This is a genomic window from Arthrobacter sp. HMSC08H08 (genome assembly GCF_001807575.1).
GTDB lineage: Bacteria > Actinomycetota > Actinomycetes > Actinomycetales > Micrococcaceae > Pseudoglutamicibacter > Pseudoglutamicibacter albus.
The window spans coordinates 1,965-23,365 of sequence record NZ_KV789377.1 but is presented as its reverse complement, the minus strand read 5'-3'; the positions used below and the strand labels follow the sequence as shown (position 1 = coordinate 23,365).

16 protein-coding genes and 2 tRNA genes are annotated in these 21,401 nt (G+C 59.5%); 10 read left to right on the top strand and 8 right to left on the bottom strand.

Annotation, left to right across the window (positions count from 1 at the left end):
• Positions 1 to 14 precede the first annotated feature (14 nt).
• Positions 15 to 653: a uracil phosphoribosyltransferase gene (upp, locus tag HMPREF3175_RS02840; protein WP_035754803.1), complete on the top strand. Its 639-nt coding sequence runs from the start codon at positions 15 to 17 to the stop codon at positions 651 to 653.
• Here upp and HMPREF3175_RS02835 read toward each other — a convergent pair.
• Together HMPREF3175_RS02835 and HMPREF3175_RS02830 are read right to left on the bottom strand one after the other, a co-directional pair.
• The gene (locus HMPREF3175_RS02835; protein ID WP_070490608.1) at positions 596 to 2,347 is read right to left on the bottom strand and encodes a sensor histidine kinase; all 1,752 of its coding nucleotides are present in this window, start codon (positions 2,345 to 2,347) and stop codon (positions 596 to 598) included. The genes upp and HMPREF3175_RS02835 overlap by 58 nt on opposite strands.
• A gap of 49 nt (positions 2,348 to 2,396) precedes the next feature.
• Positions 2,397 to 3,137 (bottom strand): response regulator transcription factor, encoded by a 741-nt coding sequence (locus HMPREF3175_RS02830; protein ID WP_035754796.1) that lies wholly within the window; start codon positions 3,135 to 3,137, stop codon positions 2,397 to 2,399.
• Positions 3,138 to 3,674: 537 nt separating this feature from the next.
• Between HMPREF3175_RS02830 and HMPREF3175_RS02825 the strand changes: the two genes are divergently transcribed.
• Positions 3,675 to 4,463 (top strand): winged helix-turn-helix domain-containing protein, encoded by a 789-nt coding sequence (locus tag HMPREF3175_RS02825; RefSeq protein ID WP_070490607.1) that lies wholly within the window; start codon positions 3,675 to 3,677, stop codon positions 4,461 to 4,463.
• A gap of 108 nt (positions 4,464 to 4,571) precedes the next feature.
• A complete protein-coding gene (locus HMPREF3175_RS02820; RefSeq protein ID WP_070490606.1) occupies positions 4,572 to 5,084 on the top strand; it encodes a SixA phosphatase family protein in 513 nt (170 codons plus the stop codon).
• Positions 5,085 to 5,179: 95 nt separating this feature from the next.
• Here HMPREF3175_RS02820 and HMPREF3175_RS02815 read toward each other — a convergent pair.
• Positions 5,180 to 5,253: transfer RNA gene (locus HMPREF3175_RS02815), tRNA-Arg, on the bottom strand.
• Between the two features lie 312 nt (positions 5,254 to 5,565).
• Between HMPREF3175_RS02815 and HMPREF3175_RS02810 the strand changes: the two genes are divergently transcribed.
• Both HMPREF3175_RS02810 and HMPREF3175_RS09845 read left to right on the top strand, forming a co-directional pair.
• Positions 5,566 to 7,401, top strand: coding sequence for a phosphoenolpyruvate carboxykinase (GTP) (locus tag HMPREF3175_RS02810; RefSeq protein WP_070490605.1), 1,836 nt, complete (start codon positions 5,566 to 5,568; stop codon positions 7,399 to 7,401).
• Between the two features lie 124 nt (positions 7,402 to 7,525).
• Positions 7,526 to 7,993, top strand: coding sequence for a thiol-disulfide oxidoreductase DCC family protein (locus tag HMPREF3175_RS09845; protein WP_256173759.1), 468 nt, complete (start codon positions 7,526 to 7,528; stop codon positions 7,991 to 7,993).
• 81 nt (positions 7,994 to 8,074) lie between these two features.
• On the opposite strand, the gene HMPREF3175_RS02805 is transcribed toward HMPREF3175_RS09845, so the two are convergent.
• On the bottom strand, positions 8,075 to 9,481 hold the full coding sequence (locus tag HMPREF3175_RS02805) for a phosphomannomutase/phosphoglucomutase (protein ID WP_070490604.1): 1,407 nt from the start codon (positions 9,479 to 9,481) through the stop codon (positions 8,075 to 8,077).
• A 67-nt stretch (positions 9,482 to 9,548) separates the two neighbouring features.
• Here HMPREF3175_RS02805 and HMPREF3175_RS02800 point away from each other — a divergent pair, with 67 nt between their 5' ends.
• The 4 genes from HMPREF3175_RS02800 to HMPREF3175_RS02785 all read left to right on the top strand — a co-directional run bounded on the left by HMPREF3175_RS02800 (position 9,549) and on the right by HMPREF3175_RS02785 (position 14,336).
• Positions 9,549 to 11,738, top strand: coding sequence for a RecQ family ATP-dependent DNA helicase (locus tag HMPREF3175_RS02800; protein WP_070490603.1), 2,190 nt, complete (start codon positions 9,549 to 9,551; stop codon positions 11,736 to 11,738).
• A 23-nt stretch (positions 11,739 to 11,761) separates the two neighbouring features.
• On the top strand, positions 11,762 to 12,730 hold the full coding sequence (locus HMPREF3175_RS02795; RefSeq protein ID WP_035757412.1) for a hypothetical protein: 969 nt from the start codon (positions 11,762 to 11,764) through the stop codon (positions 12,728 to 12,730).
• 99 nt (positions 12,731 to 12,829) lie between these two features.
• On the top strand, positions 12,830 to 13,375 hold the full coding sequence (locus HMPREF3175_RS02790) for a YbhB/YbcL family Raf kinase inhibitor-like protein (RefSeq protein WP_035757410.1): 546 nt from the start codon (positions 12,830 to 12,832) through the stop codon (positions 13,373 to 13,375).
• A 229-nt stretch (positions 13,376 to 13,604) separates the two neighbouring features.
• Positions 13,605 to 14,336: a VIT1/CCC1 transporter family protein gene (locus tag HMPREF3175_RS02785; protein WP_070490602.1), complete on the top strand. Its 732-nt coding sequence runs from the start codon at positions 13,605 to 13,607 to the stop codon at positions 14,334 to 14,336.
• Between the two features lie 108 nt (positions 14,337 to 14,444).
• Here HMPREF3175_RS02785 and HMPREF3175_RS02780 read toward each other — a convergent pair whose 3' ends face one another.
• The 3 genes from HMPREF3175_RS02780 to HMPREF3175_RS02770 all read right to left on the bottom strand — a co-directional run bounded on the left by HMPREF3175_RS02780 (position 14,445) and on the right by HMPREF3175_RS02770 (position 17,775).
• Positions 14,445 to 15,047 (bottom strand): Ltp family lipoprotein, encoded by a 603-nt coding sequence (locus HMPREF3175_RS02780; RefSeq protein ID WP_232219315.1) that lies wholly within the window; start codon positions 15,045 to 15,047, stop codon positions 14,445 to 14,447.
• A 348-nt stretch (positions 15,048 to 15,395) separates the two neighbouring features.
• Positions 15,396 to 15,484: transfer RNA gene (locus HMPREF3175_RS02775), tRNA-Ser, on the bottom strand.
• A 104-nt stretch (positions 15,485 to 15,588) separates the two neighbouring features.
• Entirely contained in the window at positions 15,589 to 17,775 is a 2,187-nt protein-coding gene (locus HMPREF3175_RS02770) for a prolyl oligopeptidase family serine peptidase (RefSeq protein WP_070490601.1), read from the bottom strand.
• 36 nt (positions 17,776 to 17,811) lie between these two features.
• On the opposite strand from HMPREF3175_RS02770, the gene HMPREF3175_RS02765 reads away from it, so the two are divergent.
• Positions 17,812 to 19,848 carry an FAD/NAD(P)-binding protein gene (locus HMPREF3175_RS02765; protein WP_070490600.1) on the top strand — a complete coding sequence of 679 codons (2,037 nt, stop codon included), beginning with the start codon at positions 17,812 to 17,814 and terminating at the stop codon, positions 19,846 to 19,848.
• A gap of 986 nt (positions 19,849 to 20,834) precedes the next feature.
• Here the strand turns inward: HMPREF3175_RS02765 and HMPREF3175_RS10620 are convergent.
• Positions 20,835 to 21,137, bottom strand: a complete 303-nt coding sequence (locus HMPREF3175_RS10620; protein WP_083285235.1) for a DUF3631 domain-containing protein — start codon at positions 21,135 to 21,137, stop codon at positions 20,835 to 20,837.
• Positions 21,138 to 21,401: the final 264 nt, after the last annotated feature.

Sequence of the window (21,401 nt, the reverse complement as noted above, 5' to 3'; positions counted from 1 at the left end):
GGTATCCTGTTTTCATGCGCGTACATGTTGTTGAGCACCCGCTCGTGGCCCACAAGATTTCGGTTCTGCGTGACAAGACGACCCCGTCCCCGGTTTTCCGGCAGTTGACTGAGGAGCTTGTCACACTGCTGTCGTATGAAGCGACCCGGGACGTCCGCACCCGTGAAGTCACGGTTGAGACGCCTGTGGCGACAACCAAGGGGGTTGCTTTCGCAAAGCCGACCCCGCTTGTCGTGCCGATTCTTCGCGCTGGTTTGGGGATGCTCGAAGGCATGATGCGGCTGTTGCCTACCGCTGAGGTGGGCTTCTTAGGCATGGCTCGTAACGAGGAGACGCTTGACATCATCACGTACGCCGAGCGGCTGCCTGATGATTTGTCGAACCGTCAGGTTTTCGTGATCGACCCGATGCTGGCTACCGGCGGAACCCTCGTGGAATCGATCGGTTACCTCTTTGAGCATGGAGCGGATCAAGTCACGTGTATCTGCTTGATCGCTGCCCCGGAGGGCGTTGAGCGCCTGAACGCGGCCTACGGCGATGATGACCGCGTCAACCTCTACATCGCGGCGCTCGATGAAGGGCTGGATGAGAACGCCTACATTGTGCCTGGTCTCGGCGATGCAGGAGATCGCCTGTACGGCCTCGCCGAATAGACCGGCTCCTTAGCGTTGGCAGGCTCTTGAACCTTCGGTTCCTGTCGCGTGGCTGGGGACTGCGCCGTGGTTGGTGTTTGCGTCTCTATCGCGGCCTGGGCATCAGCTGGGGCTTGCGCTTCGAGCTGTGTGGTTTCAGCGCGGTGCTTTGCCGCGCCTGCCGCCGGTGGTGGGCAGTATGGCAGCCGGATGGTGAAGACGGTGTTGCCGGGCTCTGATTCAACGTTGATGGTGCCTTGGTGGGCTTCTGCAATCGCTTTGACGATGGCCAGGCCGAGGCCGCTGGTTGATGTTGAACCGGAGCGCGCTTTGTCGGCGCGGGCGAGCCGGTCGAATACTTTCGGCAGGAATTCTGGGTCGATACCTTCGCCGGTGTCGTGGACACGGACTACGACGTCGTAGCCGCTGTTGTGCGAGCGTGCCCGTTCTTCCGCGTGCATTTGTGTGGTGCTTGCGTTGAACAGCGCTGGAACATGGGTGAGCTGTGTCGGTTCGATGCCGACTGTGATGTCGACTTGCGTTCCGGCGCTGGTGTGTTTCGCGGCGTTGGAGGCAAGGTTGCTGAGAACCCGGGCGAGCTGGGACGGGTCGCCTTCGACGTAGGCGGGGTCGCCGTCGGTGAACGCGTCGAATTCCCATGTGTGCTCGCCGAACGCGGCTTGAGAGTCCAGGTACACGTTCGCGGCGATTTGGACCATGTCCACGGTTTCGATGGTCGTGGCGTGGCCTTCTTCGAGTCGGTTCAGAAGCAAGAGCTGCTCGACCAGTTCGGTCATGTTCTCGGTTTGGCCGATCAGGCGTTCGAGTGAGCGTTCCCCGTCGGGGGTGAGCTCGTGGGTCACGTGGATCAGCTGGGCGTAACCGCGGATCGAGGCTAGTGGTGTGCGCAGTTCGTGGGATGCGTCGGCCACGAAGCGGCGCATCTTCATTTCGGAAGCGGCGCGGGTCTCTAATGCGTCTCCGACGTTGTCGAGCAAACGGTTCAGAGCTCCACCGAGGCGCCCGATCTCTGTAGGTTTGCTGGCAAGGTTACGGTTCACCCGCTGATCCACATGAACATCGGATTCTGTGAGGGGGAGGGTCGCGATGGAGTCCGCGACATCCACTACGTGGTGGAGCGGCTGCATCGTGGCTCGTATGGCCGCGCCGCCTACAGCGCCCACCAACACGACGCCGATGGTGGAGACCACCAGCATCGTGAGGTCGAGCGTCCGCAGGGTTGCGTAGGTGCGTTTAGCGGGCAGTCCTGCGACCATCACTGTTGATGCTGGCAAATCGCGTGAGGCGACAGGCTCAATGAGGAGCCGGTAGTCCCCGATCTCGAGTGTGGCTGTGATGCCTTCAGTCTTTTGAGGGTTGTACTCGAACTCGTCGATTGTGGTGATGATGGTTTTCCGGTCGGCTTCTGAGAGCTTTGTAGGCTCGCCGGTAACGGAGTCGGTGACTTCGGGGCCGGCACGGAACTTGCCGTCGGCAACGAGGGCGACGACGGTTCCAACGGGCTGGCTGCTTACGTCGGTGACCGGCATGTGCCCGCTGGCGGAGGTCGCGCGGTCGATGGTCGCGGCGAGGCTCGAGTCGAGCTGCCCCCACAGCTTTGCGGCCATGAGGGTGTGCGTCAGCCCGCCGATGATCATGGATCCAGCGGCGAGCATCAGGGTTAGCAAGACCACCAAGCGTACGCGCAAAGACATGCGCGTATTCTTGCGTGCTAGGTGGCGCTTGCGGTGACGCACGTGATAATCACGCTCCAGGTTTGAGGACGTAACCAGCTCCGCGAACGGTGTGGATCATTGGCGAGCGGCCTGTGTCAATTTTTTTGCGTAAGTATGAGATGTATAGCTCGACGATATTAGCTTGTCCGTCAAAACCATAGTTCCACACTGATTCTAGGATCTGTGGTTTGGACACTACCCGACGAGCATTCTCCATGAGGTATTTCAAAAGGTCGAATTCGGTTGCGGTGAGTTGAATCTCTTCGCCAGCGCGGTGCACTTCGTGCGAAGCGGTGTTGAGGCTGAGATCACCGACCACGATTTCGGTCTCGTCGGCGCTTGCTGCGCCGGAGCGTTGCACAAGACGGTGCAAGCGCAGGAGGAGTTCTTCGAGGTTGAAGGGTTTGGTGACGTAGTCGTCGCCGCCGACTGCCAGGCCTTCGATTCGTTCGTTGGCGGAATCCTTCGCTGTCAAGAACAGTGCTGGCAGTTCAGGCTTGAATCCGCGGATTCGCTTGAGCACTTCAGGCCCTTCGATTCCTGGCAACATCCAGTCGAGGACAACGATGTCTGGGTTGACGTCACGGGTCATCTGGACGGCTTCGAGGCCGTCGTGACACACAGTGGCTTCCCAGCCAAGCATGCGGACTCCCATCGCTACGAGATCGGCGAGGGTTGGCTCGTCATCGACGACGAGAGCGCGGATAGGGGAACCGTCTGGGTGTTCAAGGCGCGGTAGCTCTTGAGGGGAGAAACGAGAAGTGCTCATGTAACCACTTTTCCTGAGAGAGGTGAGGTAATTCTATGGAAAACCTATGTAAATGCTGTGTAACGCTTCTACATCAGCTGTTTCTTCTTGTCAAGACAGCATCTGAATTATATGCAACTGATTGAATCAATATTCACCAACCGGCACTGATTCTCAGTCTTGAGGCCTGAAGGTTGCGGGTTGCATGGTGACGAAGATTGCATAGTGCCGGTTCGTGGGTGTGCAAAAACTCTTTGATAATTCAAAGCCTTAGGTTCAAAGTGCCTCCGGGAGTGAGGTTCGTCACTAAAATCGGCGTGTATCTCACATGCTGAGACGTTTGCATAAACTTTGCTTGCGATATCGAAATATTGCGAGCAATATCTTGTCATACAAGGAAATGAGCCGAAACATATAACGTTCCAGAATTTCGGACCATTGTGAAAATCGCTCTGTTATATCGTGTCATTTTCGCATTGGTATGTTTTTAGGCGTTGGAGTTTTGGTTGGCAGGGCCCCGGGGCGGCAAGGTGTCGGGGCTGCGTCTAAGGAGCAGGTATGTCCACCAACCCCGGATACGTTCACATCTCTGTCCGCGCCGCACAAAAGCGCGCAGCAGCAGCTCGCCGAGCAGCTGAGTTAGGTCGGGCCGGCTGGGGTAACCTCGCTCCAGTACCTCAAGGGCAGAACGGGATGCATCCCATGCCCGGTCAAGCTATGAGGCATAACAACCCTGCAGAATCCGGCGGTGAGACATCGGCGCGCGGTTTCGTGCTCTATGTGGGTCTGGATGAAGAGACCGCAGCAAACGCGGGCACGTCGCTTTCGCGTTTGTCCTCGCAGGTCACGACGTTCCTCCAGACCCTGGTTCCGGACGCTCAAACTCACGCGGCAGTAGCGCTGGCGCCCGCAAGCGCCGGTGGTAGCAACATCGACGTTGTGCGCCAGTGCTTGGGCGACCCAACTGTCAGCGGCAACGCTCCGGCTCGCGCGGTCCCGACTGTCGCTGATCCAGCGCGTCACACCGTGGGTGTATTGATTGATCTTTCTCGCCGCGAAGTGCAGCTCGACGGCGACATCCTGAACCTCACTCATAAAGAGTTTGAACTTCTGAACTACCTCGTTGAGAACGGTTCCCGCACTGTGGGGCGTGAGGAGCTGCTTGAGAGTCTGTGGCGCGGCGCCGACGAGATCCCGAATGAGCGTACGATCGACGTTCATATCCGTCGATTGCGCGCCAAGCTCGGGCGTCTGTCCAATACGGTACGGACTGTCCGCGGCCAGGGCTACCGCTTTTATGATCACCCAGAGGTGACCGTGTGGGCGGTTCCGGAATACTCCATCTAATATAGAACCAATCCATGGTGTGAACGGGGCGAGGCTTGATGCCTTGCCCCGCTCGCATTTAATGGTGTTGAGTAAGTGGTTCGGTTGGATGTCAAGCGAGGGATTCAGATGGCAGCTAAGACTCTGTTGATCATGCGTCACGGAAAAGCTGAGGCTCCGTGGGGGCAAGAGGATCGAATGCGTCAGCTCACCGAGTTCGGATGCGAGCAAGCGCGCCGGGCGGGGGAGTATGTGCTGGGGCAGGGGCTCGTGCCGGATGCAGCCTTGGTGTCTGATGCGGTGCGTACGAGGGCGACGTATGCGATGTTCTCTTCGGTGCTGGGCGAGGATGCCCCGAGCGCGTATCTCGATGCTGATTTGTATCTGACTGATGCAGTGGGCCTGATTGCCGCGATTAATCATGTGCCGGAAACGGTGTCCCGTTTGATTGTGGTCGGGCACATGCCTGCGGTGCAGGATGCTGCAATGCGGTTGGCGTCAGCTGAGTCAGATGAACAAGCGGTCATGGACATGGCGGGGCATTACCCGCCCGCATCGTTATGTGTGTTCCACTTTGATGGTGTGTGGGCTGAGCTTGACGGGCGCGATGCGGCGCTGGAGCGGTTCAAGACCTTTAAGTAAGCAACATTCAAGGCAGTGTGCCAGGAGATGAAACCCCCGAGAATATAAAAGGTCTCGGGCACCGCATGAACGGTGTCCCGAGACCTAACAATTTGCGCGCCCTAAGGGATTCGAACCCCTGACCTTCTGTTCCGTAGACAGACGCTCTATCCAGCTGAGCTAAGGGCGCATTCAGTTTTCATCTGATGTTCACCTGATCGGTTCTCATCGATGGCGACCTGCATAAGATTACCGAGACTTTGGCGGGTGTGCAAATCGGCAGTCCAGTACCACGTAAAAGATAGACCGGTCTATTTGACGTGTGTTACCAGCCGAAGCTCAAAAAACCCCGGAAATACAAGGAACTTAGACCGCTCACTTGCCTCGTGGGGCCCTGTCCGCGTGGGACGCCTCACGTCACGTCCTGCCTGCATCTGCATTCTGTAAGCCCTCATGGTTACTCTTGATGGAGACGCAACAGTCCATTTGGAGGCATAGTCTTATGACCGCGAACGCTGAGCAGACCAGCTTGTCCGCACCCACTTCTCACCAGAAGCTGGCGCAGTGGGTGTCCGAGGTGGCAGCGCTGACCCAGCCGGATGCTATCCACTGGGTAGACGGTTCCGAATCCGAAGACCTCAAGCTCAAACAGCTCCTTGTTGACACCGGTACGTTCACCAAGCTCAACGAGGACTTGTTCCCTAACTCTTACCTCGCGAACTCTGACCCTGCCGACGTCGCGCGTGTCGAGTCCCGTACGTTCATTTGCTCCGAGAAGGAAGAGGACGCAGGCTTCACGAACAACTGGATGGATCCGGTTGAGATGAAGACTAAACTCAACACCCTTTTCGAAGGCTCGATGCGCGGCCGCACGATGTACGTCATCCCGTTCGTGATGGGCCACCTCGACGCGAAGAACCCTAAGTTCGGTGTTGAGATCTCTGACTCCGCATACGTCGTGACCTCGATGCGCATCATGGCCAAGATCGGTAACGAGGTCTTGCGCAAGATGGAGGAGACGGACGCGTTCTTCGTTCCGGCGTTGCACTCGGTCGGCGCCCCGCTTGAAGAGGGCCAAGAGGACGTTGCGTGGCCATGCAACGAAGAGAAGTGGATTGTGCACTTCCCGGAGGAACGCTCGATCGTCTCCTACGGTTCCGGCTACGGCGGCAACGCGCTGCTCGGTAAGAAGTGCTACTCGCTGCGTATCGCCTCCGTCATGGCACGCGATGAGGGCTGGCTCGCGGAGCACATGGTGCTGATGCGACTGACCAACCCGGAAGGTAAGTCCTTCAACATTTCCGCTGCGTTCCCATCGGCATGCGGTAAGACCAACCTCGCTTTGATCGACCCAACCGTGGACGGCTGGAAGGCCGAAGTCCTAGGCGATGACATCGTCTGGATGAACTTCGACGAAGACGGCGCTCTGCGTGCGGTCAACCCTGAATACGGTTTCTTCGGCGTAGCACCGGGCACCGGCTGGTCCACCAACCCGAACGCGATGCGCGCCATCGCTAAGGGCAACACGATCTTCACCAACGTCGCACTCACTGACGAGGGCGGCGTCTGGTGGGAAGGCATGACCGACGAAGCCCCAGATCACCTGATCGACTGGCAAGGTAATGACTGGACTCCGGACGCAGGCCGTCCAGCGGCCCACCCGAACAGCCGTTTCTGCACGCCGATCAGCCAGGCTGACATGCTCTCCGAGGAGTACTACAACCCGGACGGCGTCAAGCTGGACGCGATCATGTTCGGTGGCCGCCGCAAAACCACCATCCCGTTGGTCTCCCAGGCTCGCAGCTGGACCCAGGGCGTGTTCTTCGGCTCGACTCTCTCCTCTGAGACGACCGCGGCCGCAGAAGGTGCTGTGGGTGTTGTCCGCCGCGACCCAATGGCAATGCTTCCATTCATCGGCTACGACGCGGGCGACTACCTCAACCACTGGGACAAGCTACGCGACCTTCCAGCGGCTCAGGGCGGCAAGAACCTGCCAGCCGTGTTCTTGGTCAACTGGTTCCGCCGCAACGCTGAAGGCGGGTTCGCGTGGCCTGGCTTCGGCGAGAACTCGCGCGTTCTGAAGTGGATCTGCGACCGCATCGAAGGCAAGGTTGAAGCTGAAGAGACCCCACTGGGTCTGATCCCTGCTGAGGGCTCGCTGGACCTGGTTGGTTTGGAGATCAGCGATGAGGACCTCGAAGCCGCAACCCGCTTCGATGTTGAAGAGTGGAAGAACGAGCTTCCACTTATCGAACAGTGGTACGAGAACTTCGGCGATCACCTACCAACCGCTATGCGCGCCGAGCTGGACGCTTTGCGCGAACGCCTCGGAGCCTAAACGCCAAGCATCAGCTGAAGCCGCACGCACGGCTTCAGCTGATGCTGTGAACTGATAACGATGCCGCAGTCACTGTGTGAGGTGACTGCGGCATCGTTGTTGTCTGCAGAGAAAGGTGGGCCCCGTGGCGGAATTGACGCTGATTTTCGATGGCCGCTGTGGTGTGTGTACGCGGGCTGCGGGTTGGTTGCGGCGGCTTGATAGGGGTGGCCGGATCCAGCTGAGGGCCTCGCAAGAGCACGGGGTGCGTCAAGCGTACGGCCTCACGCAGGCTCAAACGGATGTTGAGATTTGGGGATTCCACGTGGTTACCGGCGAAGGCCGCGTCATGGTTTCACGTGGTGCCGGTGCTGCGGCGATTGCGTTGGATGTCGCGATGGGCACGCGGATTTTTCGAAACCTGTATCGCTTCCCGCCGCTTCGGTGGTGTGCGGACCGTGTATATGCGTGGGTGAGCGCGCATCGCGGAAGATTCCCGGGAACCACTCCGTGGTGTACGCAAAACCCCGGAGCCTGCGAGGATACTCAAGTATCCCGCGCAAACCCCGGGGCATGCGGTGCAACGCAGCCATACGGTGCAGCGTGGCCGTGAGGTGTAGCGCGGCTATGCGGTGGTGCGTAGCTGCGTGGCTACGTCAACGCCCTCAGGCTTGACGCTGTAGCCCCTGACGCCTTAGCCGCGGACGATTCCGAGCACCGTATCGCGGATGCGTTCCATCGTTTCTTGGTCTGCGGCTTCAGCGTTGAAGCGAAGCAGAGGTTCGGTGTTGGATGGCCGCAGGTTGAACCACCAGGAGCCGTCGGATGCGCTCACGGTGGTTCCGTCGAGGGTTTCGATTGTGGTGTCGTCACCGGAAGCGAGCTCGTCAACAACTTTCTGGGTTGCGGCCGCGGCGTCGGCGACCGTGGTGTTGATCTCGCCGGACGCGACGTACGGGTGGTATTTGGCGACCAGCTCCGAAAGTGGCTTATCTTGCCCGCCGAGCGCGGCAAGAATGTGCATCGCGGCCAGCATCCCGGTGTCTGCGAAATAGAAGTCACGGAAGTAGTAGTGAGCGGAGTGCTCACCGCCGAATACTGCGTTCTCATCGGCCATCACAGCTTTGATGAAGGAATGCCCCACGCGCGTGCGCACCGCCCGGCCGCCGGCCGCTTCAACCGTTTCCGGCACTGCTTTGGACGTGATGAGGTTGTGAATCACCACCGGGGTTTCTTCACCCTCGGACTTCGCGCGGGTGATCTCGCGGGCGGCAACCAACGCGGTGATCGCGGAAGGGGAGACGGCATCCCCGTTCTCGTCCACAACAAAGCAACGGTCCGCATCGCCATCGAAAGCAAGCCCAAGGTCTGCGCCGTGCTTCTTCACGGCCGCCTGGAGGTCTGCGATGTTTTCCGGCTCGATGGGGTTGGCCGGGTGGTTCGGGAAGGAGCCGTCCAGCTCGAAATACAGCGGCACGATCTCAAGCGGGAGGGGATCCAGCGCGGAATCGCCCAGTACGGCCGGGGTCGTGAGGCCAGCCATCCCGTTGCCCGCATCAACAACCACCTTGAGGGGGCGGATACGGGAAAGGTCGACGAGCGAACGCAAGTGCCGGGCGTAATCAGGCAACACATCGCGGTGTTCAATCTCAGCACGCGCATTGAGAGACTGAGGGAGGCCTTCGTTGAGGTACTTCTGGGCGAGGATGCGGATGTCCTCGAGGCCCGTGTCAGCAGAGATCGGTTTAGCGCCGGCACGCGTCATTTTGATGCCGTTGTAGCCGGCCGGGTTGTGTGAGGCGGTGAAAGTCACTCCGGCGGCGTCGAGGGAGCCGCTAGCGAAGTAGAGCTCATCGGTAGAGATCTGGCCGAGGACCAGCGGGTGTGCGCCACGCGCGGCGAGGGTCTCAGCGAAAACTCTGACGAACTGTGTGCTGGAAGGCCGCATATCGCCGCCGACGAGCACGGTGGCCCCTGCCAGTCCGAGCACGTCGACGAAAGCCGCGGCGGTGGCTTCTACTGTTTCTTCTGTGATGCTCTCGCCGACGATACCGCGTACGTCATAAGCTTTGAATGAATCGCTGAGATTGATCGTGGTCATAAGTGTCAGACTACGCTGTCACGCTTTGCTCAATGGTCAGACTCACGGAAACAGCGGGAGGCGTGGGATGGAATTTACAGGTAACGATGCCCTGTCTGCTGACTTCGATGCGGATGCGGCTCTTGCCGCGTTACGCCGTCTGGTGGGCCGGGAAGGCACAGACAGCGAGCGTGTCCAGTTCCATCCGGGGCAGCTTGAAGCGATCGAGGCGCTTGTGGGGCGTCGGCGTAGGGCGCTGGTGGTTCAGCGGACCGGTTGGGGTAAGTCTGCCGTGTATTTTGTGGCGACCGCGCTGTTGCGGGCTCAGGGAGCCGGCCCAACACTGATTATTTCTCCGCTGTTGGCGCTGATGCGTGATCAGATTGCGGCGGCTCAGCGGGCTGGTGTGCGCGCGCAAGCGATCAACTCGGCGAACGCCACGGAGTGGGAACAGATCCGCGGTCAGCTCGCCGCAGATCAAGTGGATGTCTTGTTGGTGTCTCCGGAGCGGTTGAATAATCCGCGGTTCCGTGAAGAGCAGCTTCCGCAGCTGGTTGAGCGGATGGGGCTGCTCGTGGTGGATGAGGCGCACTGTATCTCTGACTGGGGGCATGATTTCCGGCCGGATTACCGCAGGATCAAGGACCTCATCGAGCAGCTTCCGCAGGATGTGCCGGTCTTAGCGACTACCGCGACCGCGAACGAGCGCGTTGTTCGGGACGTTGAGGAGCAACTGGCCGCGGGTGGCCAGGATGTGTTCACGTTGCGTGGCCCGTTGGCGAGGAAGTCGCTACGTTTGGGTGTTTTGCGGATGGCAAGCCCGCGTAAGCAGTTGGGTTGGCTCGTGCAGCATGTGGGGCAACTTGCCGGTTCCGGGATTATTTATGCTTTGACGGTTTCCGCGGCCGAGGACATCGCTCAGATGCTGCGTGAGGCGGGCCTGAACGTGCGGGCCTATACGGGGCGCACGGATCAGGATGAGCGGCACGAGCTTGAAGATGCGTTGAAGAATAATCAGGTCAAGGCGTTGGTTGCGACCTCCGCGCTGGGTATGGGGTTCGATAAGCCTGATCTTGGATTCGTGGTGCACGTGGGTGCTCCGAGTTCCCCGGTCGCGTATTACCAGCAGGTAGGGCGTGCTGGGCGTGGCGCTGCCCGGGCGGATGTCATGTTGTTGCCCGGGCCTGAGGATCGGGAGATTTGGCGGTATTTCGCGTCTGCGTCGATGCCGCAAGAGTCCGTGGCCCGCGCTGTGCTCGATGCGTTGGCTGAGGCCGGTGGGCCGGTTTCGGTTCCTGTTTTGGAGGCGCGGGTCAATGTTCGCCGGACCGTGCTGGACCTGTTACTCAAGGTGCTGGCTGTGGATGGCGCGGTTGAGCGGGTCCAGGGCGGCTGGGTGGGTACCGGTGTTCCGTGGGTGTATGACCGTGAACGGTATGAGCGGGTGGCGGCGGCGCGTGAGGCTGAGCAGGAAGCAATGCTTGCGTATGAGCAGACCGAGGAATGCCGGATGCGTTTCTTGTCTGAGCAGTTGGATGACCCGCACGCGGAGGATTGTGGAATATGCGATAACTGCGCTGGCCGCTGGTTCCCTACCGAGGTGGGGGACGAGGCGACGCAACTGGCTCAGGGTGGTCTGAACCGAGTTGGTGTTGAGATTGTGCCGCGGAAGATGTACCCGACGGGGCTTGCGGCGTTGGGTTTGGATGTGAAGGGCCGGATCCCTGCTGAGCTTCAGGCCGGTGAGGGGCGCGCGTTGGCTAGGTTCACTGATTTGGGGTGGGGCACACGCTTGCGTGAGCTACTGCAACAGCAGACCCCGGATGCGCCGGTGGCGCCCGATGTGGTGAACGCGTGCGTTAAGGTCGTGGGGGAGTGGTCGGCTGCGGCTGGCTGGATGGGCCCCGAGGGCATGCCGTCTTCTGAGCGTCCGGTGGGGATTGTGGCGATGCCGTCTACGCGGCATCCGCAGCTGATCTATAGCTTGGCGTCTGAGTTGGCTCGGATTGGGCAGATGCGCTTCATGGGTGCGCTCGAATATTCGGGTGCTCCGCCGCGGTCTGGGCCGGGCGGTAACTCGGCGTACAGGTTCGCGGATGTGCGTGACGCGTTCGTGGTGCCGTCTGCAATGGGTGAGGCGGTGGCTTCTGCGCCGGGCCCGTTACTGCTCGTGGATGACGTGGTGGATTCGCGGTGGTCGATCACGAGCGCGACCGCAACCTTGCGGCAGGCGGGCGCTCCAGGGGTGTTGCCGTTCGCTTTGGCGGTTGTTGGTTAGCGGAGGTTCGTAGACTTAGTTATATGGATCCAACGTTTCTAGTCTTGGGTGTCGTTGTTGTCGTGGTCGTGGTTGTGCTGGGGCTACGGTCAATGGCTAAGCGTGCGCAGAATAAGCTTCGCTCCAACACCACACCTGAGCGTGCCCGCGAGGTTTCTGAGCTTCTGGACACCGAAACCCATAAGGCGGTGTATGCGAGGATCGCTCAAAATGACCTGATGGGTGCCGCCCAGTTGATCAAGAGCGCCACGAACCGTTCCAACATGGATTGCGTCACTGACGTGGTGGCGTTGCAACAATACCCGCAGATCAAGACGGAACCTGCGTTGCGTGAGATCGAGACGCCTGAGTTTGAGTCGCCGGGGACTGGGGCGCCTTGGGAAGGGCAGTCGCGGGACGGGGAAACATCGGGATCCAGCGCGTCCCGTACCGAGTCGTCGGAGTCTTCTGTGGATTCCGGGGTACAGGACGGGGCCGGTAGCGAGCTTGACCTGGGCAGTGACCAGGATTGGGCGATCCCTGAGGACTGGGCGGTTAAGTACGGTGATGAGGCGGCTGCCTCTGAACGGCACATGAACTTCACACACAACGATGGCGTGCGGGAGCATTCGTTTAGTACCCAGGACATTACTGGTGCCGAGCGGGATCAGTTCATGGCCAAGATGCGCGATGGCCGTTTCGATGAGGCGGCCGAGATCATCGCGCGCCACATCGATCTGAACCAGGAGATGATCCGCCGTGCTTTGGAAGCGAACACGTCGGCTGGCACGAGCGATGGCATCACGCTGCAGGTCAATGTTGAGGATGGCCGCACGGTCACGTTCAGCACGGATCATTTGAGCGAGCCGGAGCAGGACGCGTTCATGATGGCGATGCGCACCGAAGATGTGGACGCGGCGATGGATATTTTCATGCGTCACACCGGTGTTGATGAGGAGCACGCTCGGGAGGTGCTGCAACAGATTGCGCACCTGTATAAGCGTGGACGGTAGGTCTGCTGGTGTAGCTGTTTTGCGCATATCAGTTGTGCAGTATTGAGATGTCCGCTTTTGAGTTTTGAATAGTCGGTTTTATCGCTTTAGGAGGGTGACATGGCATTGGCGCCGAACGGAAACGATCCATTTGCTGGTTTGGGTGAGGTCCCAAGCTTTGAGCTGACGTCTACCACGGTTAAGGATGGCGGGATGTGGCCGGCCGAACAGTACTCGGGTGCTTTCGGTATCGAGGGTGGCCAGGATATTTCGCCGCAGTTGAGCTGGTCTGGCGCGCCTGAGGGCACTAAGAGTTTTGCTGTCACAGTGTTTGATCCGGATGCCCCAACTCAGTCGGGTTTCTGGCACTGGGTTCTCACGCGTATCCCGGCTTCGGTCACGGAGCTCGATGAGGGTGCCGGTAACGGCTTGGACCTTCCGGAGGGTGCGTTCCAGCTGCGTAACGATGGCGGCCAGCCGGGCTTCATTGGTGCCGCGCCTCCGCAGGGGCATGGCCCGCATCGTTATGTGATTACGGTGCATGCTTTGGATGTTGAGGATCTTGGTGTGGATGGGGATACGTCGCCGGCTAAGCATGGCTTCATGATGTTCGGGCACACGTTGGGCCGGGCAACCATGGTGGTCAACGGGGAGATCCCAGCCTAGGTTTCAGCGTGGTTCCCGGCTGTAGGGGCTGAGTTGTTTTTGAGGGCGGTTTCGTGGCGTGAGCTGCGGGGCCGCCCTCGTTGAGTTAAAGCCTCAGACTGTCTGGTGGTGTGATTGGGTTGCGCTGATGGGGCTGGGCTCTGTTAAGGATCGCTAATCTTAGGGGGTGCTTAGTAAGCGTAGCCTAGCTTTGCTAGCGCTGAGAGGTGGGGAGGAGGAAACTGTTCATATGAGTTCAACGAATGTGGGACATGAGAATAGGCTGGAACCGCATCAGGTTTCGGGGTATGCGCAGAAACTGAACTGGCTGCGTGCCGGTGTTTTGGGCGCTAATGATGGCATCGTCTCGGTTGCGGCTGTGGTGGTTGGTGTTGCTGGGGCGACAACGCAGATCGGCCCGATTTTAGCGGCTGGGGCTGCTGCTGTGATTGGTGGCGCGGTGTCGATGGGGCTTGGCGAGTATGTTTCGGTTTCTTCGCAGAAGGATGCGGAGGAGGCGTTGGTTGCTAAGGAGAAACGTGAGCTTCTTGGGGATCCGGAGGGGGAGCTTGAGGAGCTGACGCAGCTGTATCAGCAGCAGGGGCTTTCGCGGGATACTGCGGAGAAGGTTGCGGTTGAGTTGACTGAGAAGGATGCGTTGAAGGCGCACCTGCAGATGGAACTCAACATTGATGAGGATGACATCGTGAGCCCGTGGCATGCGGCTTTCGCTTCGATGCTTGCGTTCCTCGCTGGTGCGATTCTGCCGATGTTGACGATCGTTCTGCTCCCGCATGGCGCGAATATTGTGGGCACGTTCGCGGCGACGTTGGTTGCTTTGGCGTTGACGGGGGCGGTTGGAGCCAAGCTGGGTGGTAGCTCGCCGGGCAAGGCCGCTATCCGCGTGGTTGTTGGTGGCGCGCTCGCGCTCGGATTCACGTACCTCGTGGGCTACCTTCTGGGTGCGTCAGGAGTCGCTTGAGGTGTAAGCGTTTCAGTACAAGAAGCATGCTTCTAATATGGCTTTAGCCCGGCACCCTTAAAGGGTGCCGGGCTAAGACGGTCTATCACTAGTTACCTGAAAACACAGTTAGTCGAGGTTAGCGATGGCGTAGTCGGCCTCTTCTTTGGTGAACTTTTCACCGTGTTCACTTGTCAATTGGTCATGAATTGCGCTTGGAGACATAGCCATCGATTCTTGATAATTCTTGGCTGTTTCGAGGGCGTTCTTTTTATAGTCTGCCTTGAGATTGTCTATCGCGTATTGAGCTGCTTCTTTAGTAAATTTTTCACCGTACTCGCTGGTGAGCTGTTCATAGATTCCGGCCTTGCTCATGTGCATCGTATCGGAGTAGGTCTCCGCAGTTCTGAGTGCTGACTTATATTCCGTCGGAATTGTCTTTTCAGTTGGCTTGTCAGTTTTTGTAGAGGCGCTCGACTTCTCACCGTCACTTGTCTGTGACTTATGCGTCTCTGAAGCTGATGGGGTCGAGGAGCCGGCCGGTGAGGCGTTCTCGTCACCTCCGTTAGCCAATGCATTGATGATGCCGATACCGAGGACGACGTAGATGGCAATCATCCACCAGCGGGTCCAAAGCGACTTTTTCTTGGTAGTCGCGGGGGAGCTGCTCGAGGATGGAATGTCACCCGGCTCAGACGCTGGTGGCACCTGTGGGGAGTTATGGTCTGACACGTATGAACCTCCAAGATGAATATGCATTTATCCCTTCTTTACAACAGTATTATCCCATAAAATGTGTCCAATGGATTTCGATATGGCTTTACGACATTTTTCTACATATCTGCGTAGCCCACGTCGCGACAGGGTGGCACAGAAAATTGCTACCCCAGTAGTCACGTGCAACAGATGTAACGGCAACAGGACGATCCCCGGGAGTATCGGAGCTGCAAGGTAAGAAAATCGTTTCGCGGGGTTCTTTAGAGACCCCAGCGCCGGAACGATGACGCGACACATCAACGCCCCAGAGCATAAAAAATTCTCGGGACATCGTGTGAACGATGTCCCGACACATAACAAAAGCGGAGACGGGGGGATTCGAACCCCCGGTCCGGTTTTACCCAGACCCTTCATTAGCAGTGAAGTCCAATCGGCCACTCTGGCACGTCTCCACATTGCCCTCACAAAGGGCAACATCCCATAGTTTAGCCGAGGGCAAGCGTTCACATCAAAGTGAACACCTGGCCGCAACCGTTCACACGGTCCCAGGCCACGGCTATTGGCGGGTCAACGCGCCCCAAATAAAGCTGTAGCTTCGGGCCGCAGTCCGGGCAGCGGACGCATGGTCCACTGAACCTGAATGTCCGCCATCCACCTCCTCGTGGTACCACGCGTTACGGTGGCCGAGCTCCTCCAACAACGCATAAAAGTGACGTGCCTGCACAGGACCCACACGGTCATCGGACGCTGTAGTCCACACCAATAGTTCAGGCCACGTAACCTCACCCTCGCTGTTGGCTGTATCAGCTAGCCGATGGGTAGCTGAAATATCGCGCAGATGTTCAACATCCCCGGGAACATCAGGGTCGCCGTACTCCGCGATCCACGAATGCCCCGCCGAAAGCTGCGTGTACCGCAGCATGTCCAGCAACGGGACACCACACGAGATCGCGCCGAACAGCTCCGGGTAGCGCACATACATGTTGCCCGCTAGCAGGCCACCATTCGAGCCACCGGCCATACCCGTCAAAGCAGCTGAAGAAACGCCGCGCTCATGAAGATCACGCACAACAGCCGCCAGATCCTCGTACGCGCGCGGACGTTTCTCACGCAAAGCAGCCGCATGCCAATCCGGGCCGTACTCGCCACCGCCGCGAATATTCGCGACAACAAACGCCGGAGCCCGGCCCTCATCCGTGCGGCGCTCAAGCCAGCCAAGGCCCACCGCCGAAGAATAAACCGGAGTACGGGACACCCGGAAACCACCATAAGCACTCACATACACCGGCGTCTTACCGTCCAGCGGAGCGTCCTTCGGGGCGACCAAGAAGTACGGGACCCGCGCCCCATCATCAGACACCGCGAAATGCTGCGAAACCTCGTGTGCGCTCACATCGAAACGCTCCGGCGCAACACCGATGACCCGCCAGCCACCGCCGCCACTACCATCGTCGCCGTCACCTTCACCGCCAGCGCCACTCACGCTCGCGAGCGAACCGAGCTGCAGCGTCGGAGGCTGTAGGAACCCCTCCGAAACCATCCAGACGTCGTCGCTATTTTCCTCATCAAGCGGCCACATACTCACCGAAGACAACGCCGGCACACCAGGCAACTCAGTCACCTGCCAATCGTTGCGCGGATCCAAACGCACTACCCGGGAAGCGACGTCCCTCATGATGAGAGCGAAGCCAAAATTCTTGGTGAACCCCACGCCCTGAACGGACTCGGACTGCTCCGGGACCAATACCGCACGCAAACCAGACCGCTCACCAGCCAGCCACTCAGTGGTCTTGACCACCAAAACCGTTCCAGCCGGGTAGCTCTGCCCGTTGACCTCCCACGTGCTCATCGGGCGGATAATCAACCAGTCCTCAAAGAAGCCAACGTGGGCATCCCCCGGAGCGTCGATCTTCTGAACAGTCACGCCTACACCGGTGCCACCGCCAGCGCCCCCGTCTGCGCCGTCACCAGCTCCATCGCCTAACGCCACATAGTTCGTGCCGGTGAAAAAGTCCTCAGCATCCCGGAACACGGTCTTCTCAAATCCAGGCGTGGTGTCCACACCGGCCCCAGCCGCCACGTGGCTCGCATCAACCTCGAACAGAAGCTCCGCATCGGCCAGATCCTGCCCGCGACGCACACGGCGTACACACCGCGCATAGGTCGAACGCGTCATATCGTCATCGCCGGTCACCGTGGAAACCAAGAACGTGTCACCGAAACCCCAACTGACGGAGGTTTTCGCCAACGGCAACTCCAAGCCGCCCTCCACAAACATGCGGTCCACCGCATCGAACTCACGGACCACCACCGCGTCCCCACCATCAGGGGAGAGCACCACCAACGCACGCCGCGGCTGCCCGCCCGGCTTCGGCTCCCAGGAGGCACCACGCCACACCCAATTCACGCCCTCATCGGCGCTGAGCTCATCCAGGTCCAGAAGCGTCTCCCATCGCGGGGTGCCCGCAACATAGGAATCCCAGTCCGTAGTGCGCCAGATCCCGCGCGGATGCTCGGCGTCCTGCCAGAAATTCGTGTGGAACTCGCCATGCCTACTGACCGTGATGAGCCGATCTTGGGCATCCATCGCCTCCTGGATCCGCGCCACCACACGCTCATGCTCCGAAGAAGCTAGATGCTCATCAGTCGCCCTCGTGCGTTCAGCAGCCCACTCAAGCGCCGCCTCACCACGAATCTCGTCCAAAAATGAATGAATATGCGTCAGGTCAGTTGGTTTAGTCACAGCCTAAGAATACGTTGAAGTGATAGAGATAAATACATGGAACAAGCAACGGATCATGCACAGGATGACGGCCTCCTTCGCGTGGTGGTGATCGGCGCCGGACCGCGCGGAACCTCGGTTGTGGAACGGCTCGCGCTCGCCGCGTCGGGGCAGTCCGCGTGGGCTTCTGCTGACCTGTTGATTGAGGCCGACGACGGCCACGCCCTGGCCGCGCGCCCGTTGCGTATCGATGTGGTTGACCCGTGCCCTCCCGGTTCTGGCAGGGTGTGGGATCCGAGGCAGTCGCGGAACTTGTGGATGAATACGCCCTCGATGTTCCCTACGGTTGCCCCGGAGCGTCCGGCCGGTGTGGGGCGGGCCGAGCATCCGGGGCTGAGTTTTGAGCAGTTCCGTCTCTCTGACGGTGATGGGGCCGAGTTGAGCGAGGTCGAGCGGGCCGAGCTGGGGGCGTTGGGGCCGGGTAGTTTCCCGCCACGCCCACTCTATGGCCGGTATTTGCAGCACGTGTGGGAGGGTGTCGCAGCACAGCTGGAGCGCTTGGAGCATGTGGATGGGCCGCATGTGCATTCGACGTTGGCGGTTTCGGTTGACCCGCATGTTGGTGGTGGCTACCGCGTTGTTTTAGGTACGGGCCAGGTTTTGTATGCGGACCGTGTGGTGCTGGCTCTGGGGCACGTTCCGGCCCGGATCTCACCTGAGCAGGAGGCCGTGGGTTCGGCGTGCGCATCGCATCCGGGAGCGCACTATGTTCCTCCGCACGTTTCCACGGACGTGGACTATGGCGCACTTCCGGCCGGTCAGAACGTCCTGGTGCGCGGGATGGGGCTGAACTTTTTCGACCTCATGGCAGAAGTCACCCTGAGCAGGGGCGGCCGCTTCGAAGCAACCGATGGCCCGCCAGGGCAAGCGTTGAAGTATGTCCCCAGCGGTAAGGAACCGGTGCTGATCGCTGGCTCGCGCCGTGGAACCCCGTACCGCGCCAAGGCGGCGATCCCAGCGTTCATCCCGCCGGGCATCGAACTGAAATTCTTCACCTATGACCGCATCGTTGAGGCTGCTGAAAAAGGCGCGACCGGCCGGTTGCCCGGCACCGTGGACTTTGAGCGTCATGTGTGGCCGCTTCTGAACCGGGATGTGATCCGCACCTACTACTACGAGCTCGCTGCCGCCGCTCCCGAGGTGTTCGAAGCCACCCCGTCCGTGTTCTTGGATGAGCTGGACGAAATCCTTGCCGCCCCCACCGATATCGGCGATGAGGTGTGGGTTCTGAAGCTCAAAGACGCGTTGGCACGTGCGCTCCCTGACCGTGAACTCTTCGATATCCGGGCACTGGCGCGGCCGTGGTCGGGGCATGGCGCGATTACCGCTGCAGCCTACCGCGCTGCCACTATCGAGATGCTGGAGCGTGATGTCGCCGCCGCCTCGCTGGGTACGGGTTCGCCGTTGCACATGGCGATTGGCGCACTGCACGCAGGTCGCATGATCGTGAAGCGACTGATCGCGGAACGCTACATCGACGAACGTTCCGTCGCCGCGCAGGTGCGCGGCTGGTTTGAGCCTCTCGTTGAGGGGTTGGCCTCGGGGCCACCTTTGGAGCGTATCGAGCAGATGGTCGCTCTGATGCGCGCCGGGATCGTTGAGGTTCTGGGCCCTGAGCCGTCCTACACCTACGATGCGGAGGCCCACTTGTTCCGCGCTGTGTCGCCGTGGGTGGGTGGCGCGGAGCCGGAGGCGACGTGGATGGTTGAGGCGATGATGCCGGCCAACCGTGTTGCGATCACGGATTCGCCGCTGTTGCGTTCGATGCTGGCATCGGGTCTGGCGCGTCCGCGTGTGCGCATCACCGATGATGGCGAGCAGGTTCCCGGCTCTGGTCTTGATGTTGAGGGCGCCGATCACCGTGTGGTCGGCACGAGTGGTGCCGCCGCCGATGGTGTGCACGTGATTGGTCTGCAGTTGTCCTCGGTGCAGTGGGGGACTGCGATCGCGGCTGAGGCCGGCGGTGATCCGCACGTGGGTGCCCGGACGCTCGCGGATGCTGAGGCGATCGCCCGCTCCGTTTTGCTGGACTAGTCCCGCGGTTTAAAGCGGAAAACCCCGGAATCTCTACGATCCCGGGGTTAGGCCAGCGGAGGGTAAGGGAATTTCACCCAAACCCCGTAAATACGCGGTAAAACAAGGGTCACGTGAACCGTATGCCTAATCTGTGCCTAATCATCTGCAGTTGTGGGAAAAATGCCTACCAAGAAAGAAGCGACAGATGAGCACCTCAGGCACTGAGAAAACCGTTACGCACATGCTCAGCGAGTATCTGCACAACCTAGAGCTAACCCCCGGGCAAATAGACACGCTAACCAATAGCCCGCTATTCATCTTCCAGAATGAATCTCTAGATGCCCCCGGGTATTTCGAATTTGTAGGACCTCAGCAACATCATGGGGGCATACGCCTTGAAACACGGTGGAACAATCACGACGGTTTTACTGCCCGGGTCGAGCTCACTAACAGCTATGCGGCGTTCACTAGTGAAGGGCTAAGAGAGCTCGCGAAAACCATTACAGATTCTTCATGGCTCTTAGAAGCAATTGCAGGGCCTTTTGAGCGGGCATAGGTCAACGCCTGTAGCCCCGGCCTCTATAGCTAAGGCGCTCGCTAGATATGGGATAGGGGCCTGTAAAGCCTTCTGAAGCTCATGACCTCTTAACTTATCTATAGCCCCAGTTAATGGCGTTATAAGTCTGTTATCGGGGGTTCTCTTATGACCTTTAACGTTTGAGGCGCTTAGCGACATAGCCGCCCCTAACAGAAAAACGGCCGGGGAGATATCGCAATGCCGGCGGGGGCGACTAGCTCACGGCGTGGGACGGGGTACCCCGTGGGGTTGTCCTGTGGGGTTCTGAACGGCTCGTGATCGTGTCCAGGTGTCCAGTGTTTTCTTGTGACGCGTAACAGCGTTAGGCGCTCGCCGTGAGGTTGAGGCACTGCCTGCCTGCAGACACGGAAAGACCCGGCCTAAGGTTTCTTGTGTGTTCCTTAGCGCCGGGCCTTCCCGTTAGTGGTTATGCAGTTGTGAAGAGTGCTTCATCTTCGGCCGTGGTCGACGGTTTAGACGGTTCAGACGGTTTAGACATGAGCCCCTCCGCTTTCCATGCCCTGAGAAAGTCTTGCCGAAAATAGCCGCGTATATCGTTCAGTTTGCCGGGCCGTATCTTGTACTGCTCTAACATCCTCCCTAATCGTTGAGGGTTGAGCTTGAAACCTATGCGGTTACCTTCGCCCCAAGCGTCAGGTTCTGCTCTGACTAGTTCAGATATCAACTTGCCTGTTGGGATGAACGGTTGATTTGTTATGTGTCGGGACATCGTTCCGCTTTTTGGGTGCGGCCAAGGCGGCCGGGCAACGTACCTGCAGACTGGCGGTTCCCGGTGTTCCCGGGGCTATTTTGCTGTCGCTGAGGCTGCTGTTCACCGTTATAGCTATACGGTTCGTGGCAGGCTGGACAGCTAGTTTCTGTGCCGCCCCGTGCCTCGACGTGGATAACGTCGGGGGACCGGTCGGGTCTTGCGGTGCGGTGAACGATGTCGTGACACATGGGCGAAGGATGTCGTGAGACATGGTTGGAAGGG

Bases quoted from the DNA above. Each gene is read 5' to 3' on its own strand.
- upp (WP_035754803.1), top strand. From the start codon at position 15: ATGCGCGTACATGTTGTTGAGCACCCGCTCGTGGCCCACAAGATTTCG.
- HMPREF3175_RS02835 (WP_070490608.1), bottom strand. From the start codon at position 2,347: ATGTCTTTGCGCGTACGCTTGGTGGTCTTGCTAACCCTGATGCTCGCC.
- HMPREF3175_RS02830 (WP_035754796.1), bottom strand. From the start codon at position 3,137: ATGAGCACTTCTCGTTTCTCCCCTCAAGAGCTACCGCGCCTTGAACAC.
- HMPREF3175_RS02825 (WP_070490607.1), top strand. From the start codon at position 3,675: ATGTCCACCAACCCCGGATACGTTCACATCTCTGTCCGCGCCGCACAA.
- HMPREF3175_RS02820 (WP_070490606.1), top strand. From the start codon at position 4,572: ATGGCAGCTAAGACTCTGTTGATCATGCGTCACGGAAAAGCTGAGGCT.
- HMPREF3175_RS02810 (WP_070490605.1), top strand. From the start codon at position 5,566: ATGACCGCGAACGCTGAGCAGACCAGCTTGTCCGCACCCACTTCTCAC.
- HMPREF3175_RS02805 (WP_070490604.1), bottom strand. From the start codon at position 9,481: ATGACCACGATCAATCTCAGCGATTCATTCAAAGCTTATGACGTACGC.
- HMPREF3175_RS02800 (WP_070490603.1), top strand. From the start codon at position 9,549: ATGGAATTTACAGGTAACGATGCCCTGTCTGCTGACTTCGATGCGGAT.
- HMPREF3175_RS02795 (WP_035757412.1), top strand. From the start codon at position 11,762: ATGGATCCAACGTTTCTAGTCTTGGGTGTCGTTGTTGTCGTGGTCGTG.
- HMPREF3175_RS02790 (WP_035757410.1), top strand. From the start codon at position 12,830: ATGGCATTGGCGCCGAACGGAAACGATCCATTTGCTGGTTTGGGTGAG.
- HMPREF3175_RS02785 (WP_070490602.1), top strand. From the start codon at position 13,605: ATGAGTTCAACGAATGTGGGACATGAGAATAGGCTGGAACCGCATCAG.
- HMPREF3175_RS02765 (WP_070490600.1), top strand. From the start codon at position 17,812: ATGGAACAAGCAACGGATCATGCACAGGATGACGGCCTCCTTCGCGTG.
- HMPREF3175_RS10620 (WP_083285235.1), bottom strand. From the start codon at position 21,137: ATGTCCCGACACATAACAAATCAACCGTTCATCCCAACAGGCAAGTTG.